The 14,523-nt window shown below is 67.4% G+C and carries 11 protein-coding genes; 8 read left to right on the top strand and 3 right to left on the bottom strand.

Translation table 11 applies throughout. The annotated features are described in order from the left end of the window. Positions 1 to 30: 30 nt before the first annotated feature. Together OG905_RS37720 and OG905_RS37715 are read left to right on the top strand one after the other, a co-directional pair. Positions 31 to 1,215, top strand: a complete 1,185-nt coding sequence (locus tag OG905_RS37720; protein WP_328681608.1) for an MAB_1171c family putative transporter — start codon at positions 31 to 33, stop codon at positions 1,213 to 1,215. Further along, positions 1,212 to 2,663, top strand: coding sequence for an FAD-dependent oxidoreductase (locus OG905_RS37715; protein ID WP_328681607.1), 1,452 nt, complete (start codon positions 1,212 to 1,214; stop codon positions 2,661 to 2,663). The genes OG905_RS37720 and OG905_RS37715 overlap by 4 nt, the downstream gene beginning before the upstream one ends. Positions 2,664 to 2,742: 79 nt before the next feature. Here the strand turns inward: OG905_RS37715 and dnaK are convergent, their stop codons facing one another. Further along, the gene (gene dnaK / locus OG905_RS37710) at positions 2,743 to 4,623 is read right to left on the bottom strand and encodes a molecular chaperone DnaK (RefSeq protein WP_328681605.1); all 1,881 of its coding nucleotides are present in this window, start codon (positions 4,621 to 4,623) and stop codon (positions 2,743 to 2,745) included. 360 nt (positions 4,624 to 4,983) lie between these two features. Between dnaK and OG905_RS37705 the strand changes: the two genes are divergently transcribed. The 5 genes from OG905_RS37705 (at position 4,984) to OG905_RS37685 (ending at position 11,047) form a co-directional block, all read left to right on the top strand. Further along, positions 4,984 to 5,979: an ABC transporter permease gene (locus tag OG905_RS37705; protein ID WP_328681603.1), complete on the top strand. Its 996-nt coding sequence runs from the start codon at positions 4,984 to 4,986 to the stop codon at positions 5,977 to 5,979. Between the two features lie 40 nt (positions 5,980 to 6,019). Further along, on the top strand, positions 6,020 to 7,783 hold the full coding sequence (locus OG905_RS37700) for an ABC transporter substrate-binding protein (RefSeq protein ID WP_328681601.1): 1,764 nt from the start codon (positions 6,020 to 6,022) through the stop codon (positions 7,781 to 7,783). A 110-nt stretch (positions 7,784 to 7,893) separates the two neighbouring features. Further along, positions 7,894 to 8,904 carry an ABC transporter permease gene (locus OG905_RS37695; protein WP_328681599.1) on the top strand — a complete coding sequence of 337 codons (1,011 nt, stop codon included), beginning with the start codon at positions 7,894 to 7,896 and terminating at the stop codon, positions 8,902 to 8,904. 26 nt (positions 8,905 to 8,930) lie between these two features. Beyond that, positions 8,931 to 10,004 carry an ABC transporter ATP-binding protein gene (locus tag OG905_RS37690; RefSeq protein WP_328682817.1) on the top strand — a complete coding sequence of 358 codons (1,074 nt, stop codon included), beginning with the start codon at positions 8,931 to 8,933 and terminating at the stop codon, positions 10,002 to 10,004. A 26-nt stretch (positions 10,005 to 10,030) separates the two neighbouring features. Further along, positions 10,031 to 11,047, top strand: coding sequence for an ABC transporter ATP-binding protein (locus tag OG905_RS37685; protein ID WP_328681598.1), 1,017 nt, complete (start codon positions 10,031 to 10,033; stop codon positions 11,045 to 11,047). Between the two features lie 52 nt (positions 11,048 to 11,099). Here the strand turns inward: OG905_RS37685 and OG905_RS37680 are convergent, their stop codons facing one another. Then, positions 11,100 to 11,939, bottom strand: a complete 840-nt coding sequence (locus tag OG905_RS37680) for an alpha/beta fold hydrolase (RefSeq protein ID WP_328681596.1) — start codon at positions 11,937 to 11,939, stop codon at positions 11,100 to 11,102. A gap of 129 nt (positions 11,940 to 12,068) precedes the next feature. On the opposite strand from OG905_RS37680, the gene OG905_RS37675 reads away from it, so the two are divergent. Continuing rightward, positions 12,069 to 13,571, top strand: coding sequence for a DUF6056 family protein (locus tag OG905_RS37675; RefSeq protein ID WP_328681593.1), 1,503 nt, complete (start codon positions 12,069 to 12,071; stop codon positions 13,569 to 13,571). Here OG905_RS37675 and OG905_RS37670 read toward each other — a convergent pair. Then, entirely contained in the window at positions 13,546 to 14,523 is a 978-nt protein-coding gene (locus OG905_RS37670; protein WP_328681591.1) for a glycosyltransferase family 2 protein, read from the bottom strand. The genes OG905_RS37675 and OG905_RS37670 overlap by 26 nt on opposite strands.

Below are 14,523 nucleotides of genomic sequence, written 5' to 3'. Positions count from 1 at the left end.
ACTACGATTCGCGGAGGAGGTCGGCCGACCATGGAGGGCTTGAGCTTCTACATACCGGGCGCGGTGATGCTCACGGCCTTTCTCCTGAAACTGCCCGCCCTGCGCCGGAATCCGGACGACACGCTCCTGCGCTCGGTGTCCGGCCTGCTCCTGGTCGCCAGCTTCGTCTTTCTCTTCGCCGCACCGTCCACGATCGCGGCAGTGAACCGCTTCACCGGGATACCGAACTTCTCCGCGCCGCTGGTCTACTGCATCTTGACCGCGTTCAGCGGCGCCTGCTTGGTCCTCATCATCAACTGGCGGGGCGGGCCTCCCGAGCAGACCCGACGCACCTCCCGCCTCAGCATTGCGGCATACAGCCTCGTGGTCGTGGCACTGATCGTCCTGTTCGCGCTCGGGGACGCGCCGGTGGAACGGCTGCGGGACCTGGACACGTACTACGCCAACACGCCGTTCATCCGCGAGATGATCGTCCTGTATCTGCTGGCCCACACGGTCGCGGCCGTCGTCATGACGGTGCTGTGCCGGCGGTGGTCACGGCGCGTCGGGCGCATGCTGCGGTACGGACTGAGGCTCATCGTCTTCGGCTATCTGCTCAACCTCGGCTTCGACGGCGTCAAGTTCGCCGCCATGGGCGCCCGCTGGGCCGGCCGCGACTGGGACGGGCTCAGCACCTACGTCGCCCCGCCCCTGGCGCAAGTGTCCGCACTCCTGATCGGCACCGGCTTCGTTTTCCCCCTCATCGGTCACCGGATCAGCGTCGGCTGGAGCACCGCCGTGCGCTACCGGCGGCTGGGATACCTGGCCCGCGCGCTGAACAGCGCGGCCAGCTCCATGTCGGCAAGCGTGACCATCGGGCGCTGGGCGTCGCTGGACCTGCGCCTCATGAAACGCGAGGCCGCCATCCACGACCGGATTCTCGCCCTGACGCCCTACTTCGATCACAGCATCCACACCGACACCTACGCCGCAGCGCTGGCGCAGGGACAGACAGACGATCATGCACAGACCCTCGCGGACGCCGCCATGATCGCGGCGGCCAGCACGGCACAGGCAGCGAACCCGGGCCGGAACGACCTCGCCGCGGCCGAGAGCACCCGGCAGCCGTCCAGGACAGCGGACGATCTCGTGCAGATGTCCCATGCCGTGCGCCGCTCGCCACTCGTCCACGAAGCGTGCCGCCGCGCGGCCCTGACTGAGAGCAGCACCCCATGAGCGAACCTTCCAGACCCCGCCGGGCCGGCGCCCCCCGCCGGGCCGTGGTGATCGGAGGAGGGCTCGGCGGCATGCTCGCCGCCGCAGCCTGCAGTTCCCACGTCGACGAAGTCACCATCGTGGAACGCGACTTGCTGCCCAGCCGGCCCGCCCCTCGAAAGGGTCTCCCCCAGGCACGGCACGCACACATGTTGTGGTCCGGTGGAGCCGACGCCATCGAGACCCTCGTCCCGGGCGTGATGGCCCAGCTGCGCGACTCGGGCGCCCGGCGCATAGCCCTGCCCACCGACATGGTGTCCCTGTCGCCGGAGGGCTGGTACCGGCGCTGGCCCGAATCGCACTATCTCATCGCCTGCAGCCGAGACCTCCTGGACTGGGCGATACGCGACCGGGTCCTTCGCGACAAGCGCATCCGGGTTCTGTCCCAGGCCGAACTGCTGGGCCTGACGGGCAGTGCGCGGCGCGTTGACGGAGTCCGCGTCCGGCTGGCGGACGGATCCGAGCAGCGCCTGGACGCCGACCTCGTCGTCGACGCCAGCGGCCGCTCCTCCCGCGGTCCGCAGTGGCTGAAGGACCTCGGGGTCGGCTCCGTGCGGGAGCTCACCATCGACGCGGGCGTGGTGTACGCGAGCCGGGTCTACCGGGCGCCGAAGGGCACCGAGGAATTCCCGGTCGTCAATGTCCAGGCCGATGCCCGTCTCCCCCAGCCGGGACAGGTCGCCACGATCATCCCGATCGAAGACCAGCGATGGCTGGTGAGCCTCTCAGGCACCCGCGGCGGTGAGCCCACCGCCGACGACTCCGCCTACCTCGACTTCGCCCGTGGCGTCCGGCATCCCCTGGTGGGTGAAATCCTCTCCCGGACCGAGCCCCTGAGCGACATAGTCGTGACGCGCAGCACCATCAACCGGCGCCGCCTCTTCGAGAAGCTCAGGAAGGCCCCCGAAGGCTACGTAGCGATCGGCGACGCGGTCGCCGCCCTCAACCCGGTCTACGGGCACGGCATGTCCGTCGCCGCGCTGGGCGCCCTTGCATTGCGCGCCGAGCTCCGGCGAACAGGAATCTCCGCCCCGGGCCTGGCCCGCCGGGCCCAGCGCGCCATCTCACGGCCCACGAGTGCGGCGTGGACTCTCGCCACCGGGCAGGACATCTACTTCCCCGGCTCGCGCGGCAAAACCCCCAACGCAGTCGACCGGCTCCTGAGCCGCTACGTCAGCCGCCTCATCGAGACGGCCACCGGCTCCTTCTACATGGCCAAGGCGCTCACCGACGTCATGACGCTACAGGCAGGCATCGAGCGCCTGGTCCGACCCGGTGTGATTCTCTCGGCCCTGCGCGGTCCCCGCAGACCGCAACTGGAGAAACCGCCCCTCACCAACGAGGAACTCGCATCGCTGGAACCCGGCGACCGTGATTCGGGCGCCACGCCGGTTGCGGAGAACCACTGAGTCGGCCGTGTGTGTTCACGTCTCATGAGGACGATGCCCGGCGGCGGGCCGGGGAAGCCATGAACGTCATCCGGGCGGTTCATCCTGCGCTCCCCTCCTGCTTGTCGTCGTCGACGATCTCTGCGTCGACGACCTCGTCCTCTGCCTGGGTCTCGTCCTCGGCCTTGGCCTGCTCGCCGGCCGGGGTGCCGGAGGCGGCGGCGCCTTCGGCCTGCGCCTTGGCGTACATCGCCTGGCCGAGCTTCTGGCTGACCGCGGCGACCTTCTCGGTCGCCGTGCGGATCTCGGCCGTGTCCTCGCCCTTGAGCTTCTCCTTCAGCTCGGTGAGCGCGGTCTCGACCTCGGTCTTGACGTCACCGGGGACCTTGTCCTCGTTGTCCTTGAGGAACTTCTCGGTCTGGTAGACGAGCTGCTCGCCCTGGTTGCGGGACTCGGCGGCCTCGCGGCGCCGGTGGTCCTCCTCCGCGTGCCGTTCCGCTTCGCGGACCATCCGGTCGATGTCGTCCTTCGGCAGCGAGGAGCCGCCGGTGACGGTCATCTTCTGCTCCCTGCCCGTGCCCAGGTCCTTCGCGGTCACGTGCATGATGCCGTTGGCGTCGATGTCGAAGGCGACCTCGATCTGCGGGACCCCGCGCGGGGCCGGCGGCAGACCGGTCAGCTCGAACATCCCGAGCTTCTTGTTGTACGCCGCGATCTCGCGCTCGCCCTGGTAGACCAGGATCTGCACGGACGGCTGGTTGTCCTCGGCCGTCGTGAAGATCTCCGAGCGCCTGGTCGGGATCGTGGTGTTGCGCTCGATCAGCTTGGTCATGATGCCGCCCTTGGTCTCGATACCCAGGGACAGCGGGGTCACGTCGAGGAGCAGGACGTCCTTGACCTCACCCCTGAGCACACCCGCCTGCAGCGAAGCGCCAATGGCGACGACCTCGTCCGGGTTCACACCCTTGTGCGGATCCTTGCCCGTGAGCCCTTTGACGAGCTCGGTCACGGCGGGCATCCGGGTCGAGCCGCCGACCAGAATCACGTGGTCGATGTCGCTGACCTTGATCCCCGCATCCTTCACCGCGCTGTGGAACGGGGTCTTGCAGCGCTCGAGGAGGTCCTCGGTGAGCTGCTGGAACTGAGCGCGCGTGAGCTTCTCGTCCAGGTGCAGCGGCCCCTCGGCCGATGCGCTCAGATACGGCAGGTTGATGTTCGTCTCGGTTGCCGCCGACAGCTCGATCTTCGCCTTCTCGGCGGCCTCGCGCAGCCGTTGCGTGGCCATCTTGTCCTTGGACAGGTCGATGCCGTAAGCGTTCTTGAACTGCTTGGCCAGGTAGTCCACGACGCGCTGATCCCAGTCGTCCCCGCCCAGATGCGTATCGCCATTGGTGGCCTTCACCTCGACGACCCCTTCGCCGATCTCCAGCAGCGACACGTCGAAGGTGCCGCCACCGAGGTCGAAAACCAAAATGGTCTGGTCGTTCTCCTTGTCGAGGCCGTAGGCCAGCGCGGCCGCAGTCGGCTCATTGATGATGCGCAGCACCTTCAGGCCCGCGATCTCGCCGGCCTCCTTGGTGGCGGTGCGCTGGGAGTCGTTGAAGTACGCCGGGACAGTGATGACGGCGTCCGTCACGTCCTCGCCCAAGTACGCCTCGGCATCGCGCTTGAGTTTCTGGAGTACCCGGGCGGAGATCTCCTGCGCCGTGTAGTGCTTGCCGTCGATGTCGCCGCTGTCGGGGAAACGCCAGTCCGCCTCGCCCATGTGACGTTTGACCGACCGTGCGGTGCGCTCGATGTTGGTGACCGCCTGCCGCTTGGCGACCTCACCCACCAGTACGTCGCCGCTCTTCGCGAACCCGACCACCGACGGGGTCGTACGGGCGCCCTCGGTGTTGGTGATGACGGTGGGCTCACCGCCCTCCAGAACACAGACCACCGAGTTCGTCGTTCCCAGGTCGATACCTACCGCGCGCGCCATGGCCTTCTCCTCACCCAGCCGTCCGTACAGGTCACAGGTGCTCTCACCTGCGGATATGGAGCAAACCTCCTCAGGATCCTGCTTAAGACGTCATCGTGCGCCTGTCAAGATATCCCCATTCAGGGCATATAGCCCACCCTGCCGCTTCGGCCCCTCGTACCGTTGGGCGCGCCTCGGGTATTTCTCTCCCCTTTTATTTACATCCTTATTGCCTTATTCGATCTATAATGAGGCGTTCTGATCCGCCCTGGTCTGGCGACCCTTCGGACCGGTGCTGGATGGATGATCATCGCCCACCGGGCCATCGTCCGTCATGGCTGCACCTGGAACCGGTCACCACCGGACAGGGGGTGCACGGCCATGACGGCCCCCATAGAGGTCACCGGCTCAGCCGCCGAGGCGCAGCCGGAGTCCGTGCTGTCCGGGATGGGCGAGGCGATCGAGGGCCGGTCGCTCGGGCAGATCGCGTGGATGCGGTTCAAGCGTGACAAGGTCGCGGTCGCGGGCGGCATCGTCGTTCTCTGCCTGATGGTGCTGGCAGTCTTCGCCAAGGTCATCGAATCCGTCTTCAAGCTTGATCCGAACGCCTTCCACCAGAATCTGATCGACCCGGTGCTGCTCAGGCCCAAGGGGGCTTGGGGCGGGATCAGCTGGGACCATCCACTCGGCGTCGAGCCGCAGTTCGGCCGCGACCTGCTCGCGCGGATCATCGAAGGCGCATGGGTGTCGCTGGCGGTCGCGTTCGGCGCGACGGTGCTGTCGGTGACCCTCGGCACGGTGCTGGGCGTGGCCGCCGGCTATTACGGGGGCTGGGTCGACACCGTGATCAGCCGCCTCATGGACATCTTCCTGGCCTTCCCGCTGCTGCTCTTCGCGATCGCGCTGTCCGCCTCGCTGCAGGGCGGCGCCTTCGGACTGCACGGGCTGACGCTCCACATCAGCGTGCTGATCTTCGTGATCGGTTTCTTCAGTTGGCCCTACATGGGCCGCATCATTCGCGGCCAGACGCTTTCGCTGCGCGAGCGCGAGTTCGTCGACGCGGCACGCACCCTCGGCGCCCGGGGGCCGCACATCCTGTTCAAGCAACTACTGCCGAATCTCGTCGCACCGATCATCGTCTACTCGACGCTGCTGATCCCGACGAACATCCTCTTCGAGGCCGGTCTGAGCTTCCTCGGCGTCGGCATCCAGCCGCCGCAGGCGTCCTGGGGCGGCATGCTCAACCAGGCCATCGGCCTCTACCAGGCGGATCCGTGGTTCATGCTGGTCCCGGGTCTGGCGATCTTCATCACTGTCCTGGCATTCAACCTGCTCGGCGACGGACTCCGGGACGCCCTGGACCCGCGGAGCAAGTGATGCGCGTACCGATTCCCGTCTCAGGCGAGGGGAGTTCGTCATGAGGACATCAAAGTCCACAGTCGTTCTTGCGGGGGCCGCAGTCGCGGCGCTCGTCGTGTCAGGGTGCGGCGGTGGCAATGGCGGTGGCGGATCATCGGAGAACGCCCCCGCCTACAACGCCGGCATCACCGGCGTGGTCAATCCCTCCGACCACAAGGGCGGGACCGTGGTGTACCAGCTGTCGAGCACACCGGACTCGATGGACCCCGGCAACACCTACTACGCCTTCATGTGGAACTTCTCCCGGGTCTACGCGCGGGCGCTGACCACCTTCCACCCGGCACCCGAAAAGGCCGGCCTGAAGCTCGTACCGGACCTCGCGGCGGAGCTCGGCAAGTCCAGTGACAACGGCAAGACCTGGACGTACCACATCCGTCCGGGGCTGAAGTTCTCCGACGGCACACCGATCACGACCAAGGACGTCAAGTACGCCATCGAGCGCAGCAACTACGCGCCCGAGGTGATGTCCAACGGGCCGACGTACTTCAACGCGTATCTGGTGGACAACACCCCTAAGTACCAGGGGCCGTACAAGGACAAGACCGGCGACCTGAAGTCCATCGAGACGCCTGACGACACCACCATCGTCTTCCACCTCAGCCAGCCGTTCGCGGACTTCGACTACCTGGTCAGCAATCCGCAGACGGCGCCGGTCCCCAAGGCCAAGGACACCGGCTCGAACTATGTGAAGAACGTGATCTCGTCCGGCTCGTACATGTTCCAGAGCTACCAGGACGGCAAGGGCGCCACGCTGGTGAAGAACCCGCATTGGAGTGCGTCCTCCGACCCGATCCGCAAGCAGCTCCCGGACAAGATCACCGTCCAGTTCAACATCGCCCAGACCACGGTCGACCAGAACCTGATCGCCGGCAACGCGACGATGGACATCGCAGGCGCAGGCATCGCGGCTCAGACCCAGGCCGCCGCCCTGAGCAATCCGACCCAGAAGGGACACATCGACGACGCGCAGAGCGGCGCGCTCGCCTATGTGGCGATCTCGACGGCCGTGAAGCCGTTCGACAATGTGCACTGCCGCAAGGCGGTGGAGTACGCGGTCGACAAGGTCTCCGCGCAGACCGCGACCGGCGGCGACATCCACGGCGACATCGCCACGACGATCCTGCCGCCGACGGTCTCCGGCCACGTCACGTACGACCTGTACAAGACCCCTGGCTACAAGGGAGCGAACTCGCCTGAGGGCCTCGCCACGGCCAAGAATGAGCTCAGCCAGTGCGGCCACCCGGGCGGCTTCTCCACCAACCTCTCCGCCCGGGCCGACCGGCCCAACGAGATCGCGATCGCCCAGGCCGTCCAGGCCTCGCTGAAGAAGGTCGGGATCAACGTCGGCATCCAGCAGTACCCGTCGGGCAAGTACTTCACCGACAACGCCGGCGCTCCGGCCTTCGTCCACTCGCACGGTCTCGGTCTGATGATGACGGCGTGGGCCGCCGACTGGCCGGACGGCTACGGCTTCCTCCAGCAGATCATCGACGGCACGGCCATCAAGGCCTCGGGCAACAGCAACCTGTCCGAGTTCAACGATCCCAGCATCAACCAGATGCTCGACTCGGCCATCGGCAACACCGACGCCGCGGCCCGCACCAAGGCGTGGGGTGACATCGACAAGGCCGCGATGGCGCAGGCGCCTTTGGTTCCCCTGCTGTACCGCAAGGACCCGCTGTACCGCCCGGACCACGCGACCAACGTGTTCGTCACCGAGGCCTACGGCATGTACGACTACCTGAACGTCGGCGTCAAGTAGCCCGTGGCGGTCGCGCGGACCGTACCGGAACGGAGGAGCTGAGGAGGTGAAGGGCGAGGCGCCCGCCGACCGGGCTGAGGTCCGGCCGGCTGGGGCCCCGCCGCCCAATAGTGGGTGCGTACATCATCCGGCGCATAGCGGCGGCGGTGATCCTGCTGTTCGTCGTGACGGCCATTACCTTCGCGATCTTCTTCCTGGTGCCACGGCTGGCCGGCGAGACCAGCACCCAGCTGGCGGCTCAGTACGTCGGCCGCGACCCCAGTCCTGAGGCGCTGGCCGCCGTCCAGAAGAACCTGGGCTTCGACCAGCCGCTCTATACGCAGTACTGGCAGTTCGTGCACGGGATCTTCGCCGGCCGCACGTTCCACTTCGGGCCGGACGCCTCCTACTGCCAGGTGCCTTGCTTCGGCTACTCGTTCAAGAGCCACCTGCCGGTCTGGCCACAGATCACCGAACGCATCCCCGTGACGCTGTCGCTGGCCGTGGGAGCGGCGATCATCTGGCTGGTCAGCGGTGTGTCGATCGGCGTGCTGTCGGCGCTCAAGCGCGGTTCGATCTTCGACCGGCTCTCCATGGGCATCGCGCTCGCAGGCGTCTCGCTGCCGATCTTCTTCACCGCGCTGGTTTCGCTCGCACTGTTCAGCTACAAGTGGCCGATCTTCCCGAACCTGCACTACGTGCCCTTCACCTCGGACCCGCTGATGTGGGCGAAGAATCTGGTGCTGCCCTGGGTCACCCTCGCCTTCCTGTACTCGGCGCTGTACGCCCGGCTCACCCGGGCAGGCATGTTGGAGACGATGAGCGAGGACTACATCCGCACCGCACGGGCCAAGGGCCTCAGCGAACGGACGGTGGTCGTCCGGCACGGTCTGCGCTCCGCGCTCACCCCGATCATCACGATCTTCGGCCTCGACATCGGTCTGCTGCTCGGCGGGGCCGTACTCACCGAAACCGCCTTCTCGCTGCCCGGCGTCGGGCAGTACGCGGTGCAGGCGATCACCGACAACGACCTGCCGAAGATCATGGCCGTGACCACGCTGGCCGCCTTCTTCATCGTCGTGGCCAACCTCGTGGTGGATGTGCTCTACGTCGCCGTCGACCCCCGGGTGAGGTACTCATGAGCCGCAAACCTCGCGAACAGCCGCCGATGGAGGCGCCCATCGGCGGTGTAGAGGCGGGCCGCGGCGCCCCGCGCGGTACCGGCTTTCTCCAAATACGCGACCTGCGCATCCACTTCGACACCGACGACGGCCTGGTCAGGGCCGTGGACGGCATCTCCTTCGAGCTCGAGCGCGGCCGGACGCTGGGGATCGTCGGCGAGTCCGGCTCCGGCAAATCGGTGACCTCGCTGGGCATCATGGGCCTGCACCGCACGCTCAAGGCCAAGATCTCCGGCGAGATATGGCTGGACGACGAAGAACTCATCTCCGCCCCTCCCGAACGCGTGCAGCACCTGCGGGGCCACAAGATGGCGATGATCTTCCAGGACCCGCTGACCGCGATGCACCCCTTCTACACGATCGGCGCCCAGATCACCGAGGCCTACCGGGTGCACCACCCGAAAGCGAGCCGCAAGGAGGCCCGCCTACGGGCGGTGGAGATGCTCGAACGGGTGGGCATCCCGCAGCCCGCCACCCGCGTCGACGACTATCCGCACCAGTTCTCCGGGGGTATGCGCCAACGCGCCATGATCGCCATGGCTCTGGTCAACGACCCCTCGCTGCTGATCGCGGACGAGCCGACGACCGCGCTCGACGTCACCGTCCAGGCGCAGATCCTGGACCTCATCCGCGAGCTGCAGCAGGAGTTCGGCTCCGCGGTGATCATCATCACCCACGACCTGGGGGTGGTGGCCGAGTTGGCCGACGACATCCTGGTGATGTACGCCGGCAAGTGCGTGGAGAAGGGCGAGGCCAAGCAGCTGTTCACGGCGCCCGAGCATCCGTACACCTGGGGCCTGCTGGGCTCCATGCCGCGCATGGACCGCGAAATGCAGGCGCGGCTGATCCCGATCGCCGGGAACCCGCCGAGCCTGATCAGACTGCCGCGCGGATGCGCGTTCCACCCGCGCTGCCCCTTTGCCGACCGCAATGGTGACAAGTCCCGCACGGAGGTCCCCGAGCTCACCGACGCGTCGGGCACCGGCCATCTCGTGGCCTGCCATCTGCTGCCAGAGGACCGGCGCCGGATCTTCGCCAAGGAAGTGGCGCCCCGGCTGTGAGGCCGGACGAAGGAGGTGGAGGACTCATGGGATCCACGCAGACCACCGATCACGAGCCCCTGCTGAACGTCCAGGGGCTGGTGAAGCACTTCCCCATCACCCAGGGCCTGCTGCGCCGTCAGGTCGGCGCGGTCCGGGCGGTGGACGGCATCGACTTCAGCGTGCTGCCCGGCGAGACGCTGGGCGTGGTCGGCGAGTCGGGCTGCGGCAAGACCACGACCGGGCGGCTGATCATCCGGCTCCTCGAGCCCACTGCGGGGAAGATCGAGTTCGAGGGGCACGACATCACGCACCTGTCGCCGGGCGCGATGCGACCCCTGCGCAAAGACATCCAGATGATCTTCCAGGACCCGTACTCCTCCCTCAACCCCCGGCACACCGTCGGCACGATCGTCGGCGCCCCCTTCCGGCTGCAGAAGGTGGAGACCGAGCACGGAGTGAAAAGCGCCGTCCAGGAACTGCTGGAACTGTGCGGGCTCAGCCCCGAGCACTACAACCGCTACCCGCACGAGTTCTCCGGCGGCCAGCGGCAACGCATCGGCGTGGCCAGGGCGCTGGCACTGCGGCCGAAGATGATCGTGGCCGACGAGCCGGTATCGGCGCTGGACGTCTCCATCCAGGCCCAGGTGGTCAACCTTCTGGACGATCTCCAGGAGGAGCTGGGCCTCACCTACGTGATCATCGCGCACGACCTGTCGGTCATCCGGCACGTCTCCACGCGGGTGGCGGTGATGTACCTGGGAAAGGTGGTGGAGATCGGCGGCAGGGAGTCGCTGTACAGCGGGCCCATGCACCCCTACACGGTGGCACTGATGTCCGCGGTCCCCGTCCCCAACCCCGAGCGCCGCACGAACCGCGAACGGATACTCCTCACCGGCGACGTGCCCTCGCCCGTGAACCCACCACCCGCGTGCCGTTTCCACACCCGTTGCTGGAAGGCGCAGGACATCTGCCGGATGCAGGAACCGCCGCTGCGAGAACTCAGGTCGGGACACCTGGTGGCCTGCCACTTCCCGGAGAACATCTCTGGCGAAGCCGACTAGAATCCCGTCCGCTGCGTCACGATCGGGCGGATGACGCGCAGCGGGCGGTCGCCTATCCCAGGAACGCCGCGGTGGTCGCCACGAAGCGGTCGGGATCGTGGAGCCACGGGAAGTGTCCGGCTCCGGGCTGAATGACGAGCTGGGTGTTCGGGAACAGCCCGGCGAACTCGGCCATCGCGGGAGGCGGAGAGTTCAGATCGCCCTCTCCGGCGAGCAGCAGCACCGGCGCCTCGAACAGTGCGAGCGCAGCACGTGTGGCCTCGGGGTTGTAAGCGCCTTCGGCGCCGAAGGCAGCCGCCGCATCCATGTTCTTCTGCCCGGCCTCTGCAGCCTGGTGGGCTTGAGCCTCCTCGTCCCAGCGGCCGTAGGCGAAGGGTGCGATGGCCTGCCAGCAGTCGTCCGTCGCCTTGCCGGTAACGATCGCTTCCAAGGCCGCGAACGCCGCGGGGAACCAGGGCTCATCCTTGCGGAGCTGCGCAGTCTCGCGCCGGACGTCTCCTGAGACCGCGACCCCGACGGCCATGGGACCCGGCGTGATCAACGCGAGCTTGCTGACGCGTTCCGGGTGGCGTTGCACGTACAGCGCGGCCAGATTCGCGCCGCCGGAATGCCCGAGCATGTCCATCTTCTCCAGGCCGAGGTGCTCGCGCAGGGCGTCCACGTCATCGACGAGGTGGTCGCAGCGGTAGGAGGCGGCGTCCTCCGGTATCGCGGACTGGCCGGTGCCCCGGAGATCCAGCATGATCAACTGCCGGTGTGCGGAAAGGCCGCCGAGGTCGCCGAGGTATACGGAGGCCTGCATCGGCCCCCCGGGCAGGCAGACCACAGGAGCGCCGATTCCGGACACGTGGTAGGCAAGCTTGGTCCCGTCAGGGGCGGAGAAGGTAGGCATGCCACGACCCTGTCAGCAGCCTTCGGACCGAGCAACTGGGTTGCCCGCTGCCCGCTGGCAATGGAACGGCACATCCCGGAATCGCCTCTAGGGTTTCGCACCAGTCTTTTCCCGAAAGGCAACGTTGATATGGCCGTCGACGCATCGAGCGTCACACAAGAACGGGACCACGAGTCACGCGATGACCGAGCCATCGGCGGCCGAGCCACCTCGTCGTCATGGCGGACCGCCTGGCCCCTGGCTCTGTCGCTGCTGCCGCTCGGTCTGCTCGTCATGGCGTCGTGGATCGGCCGGCACGTGCGCCCGAGTGCGGACGAGTGGTGCTTCCTGCCGAGCGTGCGCGACCACGGCATATCCGGGCTGATCGGAAAGTTCTACTTCACCGACAACGGACGGGTCGGCAACGGTCTGCTGGTCGGTCTCTACGCCCAGTTCCCGGTCGCCGGGCACCAGTGGTTCGGGCTGATCAGCGGTGTGCTCATGCTGGCGCTGCTGTGGGCGCTTGCCGTTCGACTCCTGCACTGGGCAGACCTGGAGGTGCCGCGCGGTCTCCCGCTGCTCGCGGCGTCCATGATCACCGCGGTGTTCCTCTTCGCGACCCCCAATACGTACAAGACGTTCTACTGGCCCGCCGCCTCCGTCTCGCACACCGTCGCACCGGTGCTCGCCTGTGCTGTCGTCATTCCGCTGCTGCGCGCAGGTGGCCGCCGCAGCCGTACGGCCGCCCTGGCCGTCGTGTTCACGGCAGGCGTCTTCATGGGGACGCTCTCCGAGGAGGCGTCGGTCGTCGCGCTGGTGGTGCTGTCCTGTGTGGTGCTGTTCGCGCACCGCGTCTTCGCCGTGCGGGTCAGGGCCTTCGCACGGCGCTGGTCGCTGCTCGGCATGGCCGGAATCGTCATCGGCACCGTCGTGCTGATGACATCTCCCGGGTCACGCAACCGCCGCGAGCACTACGGCGCCGACCGCGCGTCCATGCTCGCCCCCGAGTCGCTGCTGGGTTCCCTGCGCGGATACGGGCAGATTCTCGAGACGATCCTGACCACCTGGCAGTACACCGGAGCAGTCGCCGCGGGCGTACTCCTCGGTCTGCTGGCTCGCGGCCACGACCGGCGGCCCGCCGCCCTGCTCCCCTGCCGCCCGGTGCTGCTCACCACGCTCGGTGCCGCGGCCTTTCTGGTCTCCGGCTACCTGTGCACTGTCATCACGTACCCCGTCTTCGGAGCGGACGTCGTGACGACGGAACGCACGTGGAACGACTACCTCCTGCTCTACGTGATGCTGCTGGTCGGCGCCGGTGCCTTCATCGGGCGCTCGCTTCGGCAGCATGTGCGCCGTACGGGCGTGGCGGCCTTTGCGGCCGCGGCGGTGTGCGCCGCGGCGGTATTGGGACTGGTCGGCCCGTTGAACGGCCTCGGGGACGCGATGCAGGTACGGGCCGAGAAGTGGGACCGCCAGGACCGGTATCTGCGCGAGCGGGCGGCACACGGCGCCAAGGTCGCGCCGTACACGCCCGTTTCGGTCGCCCAGATGCTGGAGCCGTTCAGCAACCAGGGCCGCAGGATCTGGCCGGCGCAGTGCGTCGCCGACTACTACCACCTGGACAAGATCACTGACGCGACGCAGCGTCCGTGAGCTCGCGGGCGGAGGCGCCCGCGTGGGAGGTGTTGGTCTCCCGGACCACATAGTGGGGCCGCCTCTTCGCCTCGTGGTAGATGCGGCCCACGTACTCGCCGATGACACCGAGCGTGGCAAGCTGGATGCCGCTGAGGGCGACGATGGCGGTGATCAGGGTCGCGTAACCGGGCGTGTCCACACCGTCGAGCAGGACGTTCGCGATGATCCACAGTGCGTAGCCGACGGCGGACAGGAAGAGCCAGAGTCCGGTGTGGATCGCCATGCGCAAGGGGCGGCTGTTGAAGGAGAGCAGCCCGTCGATGCCGTAGTTGAGCAGGCGTCGGCCGCCCCACTTGGACTGCCCGGCCGCTCGCTGCACATTCTGGTAGGTGAAGCTGACGGTGTCGAAGCCGATCCAGGAGAAGAGCCCCTTGGAGAACCGGTTGCTCTCCGGGAGGGAGAGGACGGCGTCGACAGCGCGGCGCGACAGGAGCCGGAAGTCGCCTGCCCCGTCGACGATTTCGACCTCCATGAACCGGCGCACGAGACTGTAGTACGCCCGGCTGAGCGTCCTGCGGACGGGGCCTTCTCCGGCCCGGTCGCGCTGGGCGATGACCTGGTCGAAGCCGTGCCGGTGCAGCTCCAGCATGCGCGGCACGAGCTCCGGAGGGTGCTGCAGATCGGCGTCCATGAGGACGACCACTTCGCCGCAGGACATCCTCAGCCCGGCGAGCATCGCCGGCTCCTTGCCGAAGTTGCGGCTGAAGGAGGTGTAGCGCACGCGGGGGTCCGCGGCGGCAAGGTCCTGCAGGCGGATACGGGTCCGGTCGCTGCTGCCGTCGTCGACGTAGCAGATCTCGAAGACCGTCCCGGTGGGCTCGAGAGCGGCGACAAGTTCCGTGTGAAAGGCGTCGATCACCTCACTCTCGTTGAAGCAGGGTACGACGACCGATGTATGGACCGTTGTCAT

It is taken from the genome of Streptomyces sp. NBC_00322 (genome assembly GCF_036147535.1).
Taxonomy (GTDB): domain Bacteria; phylum Actinomycetota; class Actinomycetes; order Streptomycetales; family Streptomycetaceae; genus Streptomyces.
This window is presented reverse-complemented; position numbering and strand designations above follow the sequence as displayed.

What these genes read in the sequence shown, in the direction of transcription:
- OG905_RS37675 (WP_328681593.1), top strand. Translation starts at nt 12,069, where the DNA reads ATGGCCGTCGACGCATCGAGCGTCACACAAGAACGGGACCACGAGTCA.
- OG905_RS37720 (WP_328681608.1), top strand. Translation starts at nt 31, where the DNA reads ATGGAGGGCTTGAGCTTCTACATACCGGGCGCGGTGATGCTCACGGCC.
- OG905_RS37705 (WP_328681603.1), top strand. Translation starts at nt 4,984, where the DNA reads ATGACGGCCCCCATAGAGGTCACCGGCTCAGCCGCCGAGGCGCAGCCG.
- OG905_RS37700 (WP_328681601.1), top strand. Translation starts at nt 6,020, where the DNA reads ATGAGGACATCAAAGTCCACAGTCGTTCTTGCGGGGGCCGCAGTCGCG.
- OG905_RS37680 (WP_328681596.1), bottom strand. Translation starts at nt 11,939, where the DNA reads ATGCCTACCTTCTCCGCCCCTGACGGGACCAAGCTTGCCTACCACGTG.
- dnaK (WP_328681605.1), bottom strand. Translation starts at nt 4,623, where the DNA reads ATGGCGCGCGCGGTAGGTATCGACCTGGGAACGACGAACTCGGTGGTC.
- OG905_RS37670 (WP_328681591.1), bottom strand. Translation starts at nt 14,523, where the DNA reads ATGACAACGGTCCATACATCGGTCGTCGTACCCTGCTTCAACGAGAGT.
- OG905_RS37685 (WP_328681598.1), top strand. Translation starts at nt 10,031, where the DNA reads ATGGGATCCACGCAGACCACCGATCACGAGCCCCTGCTGAACGTCCAG.
- OG905_RS37690 (WP_328682817.1), top strand. Translation starts at nt 8,931, where the DNA reads ATGGAGGCGCCCATCGGCGGTGTAGAGGCGGGCCGCGGCGCCCCGCGC.
- OG905_RS37715 (WP_328681607.1), top strand. Translation starts at nt 1,212, where the DNA reads ATGAGCGAACCTTCCAGACCCCGCCGGGCCGGCGCCCCCCGCCGGGCC.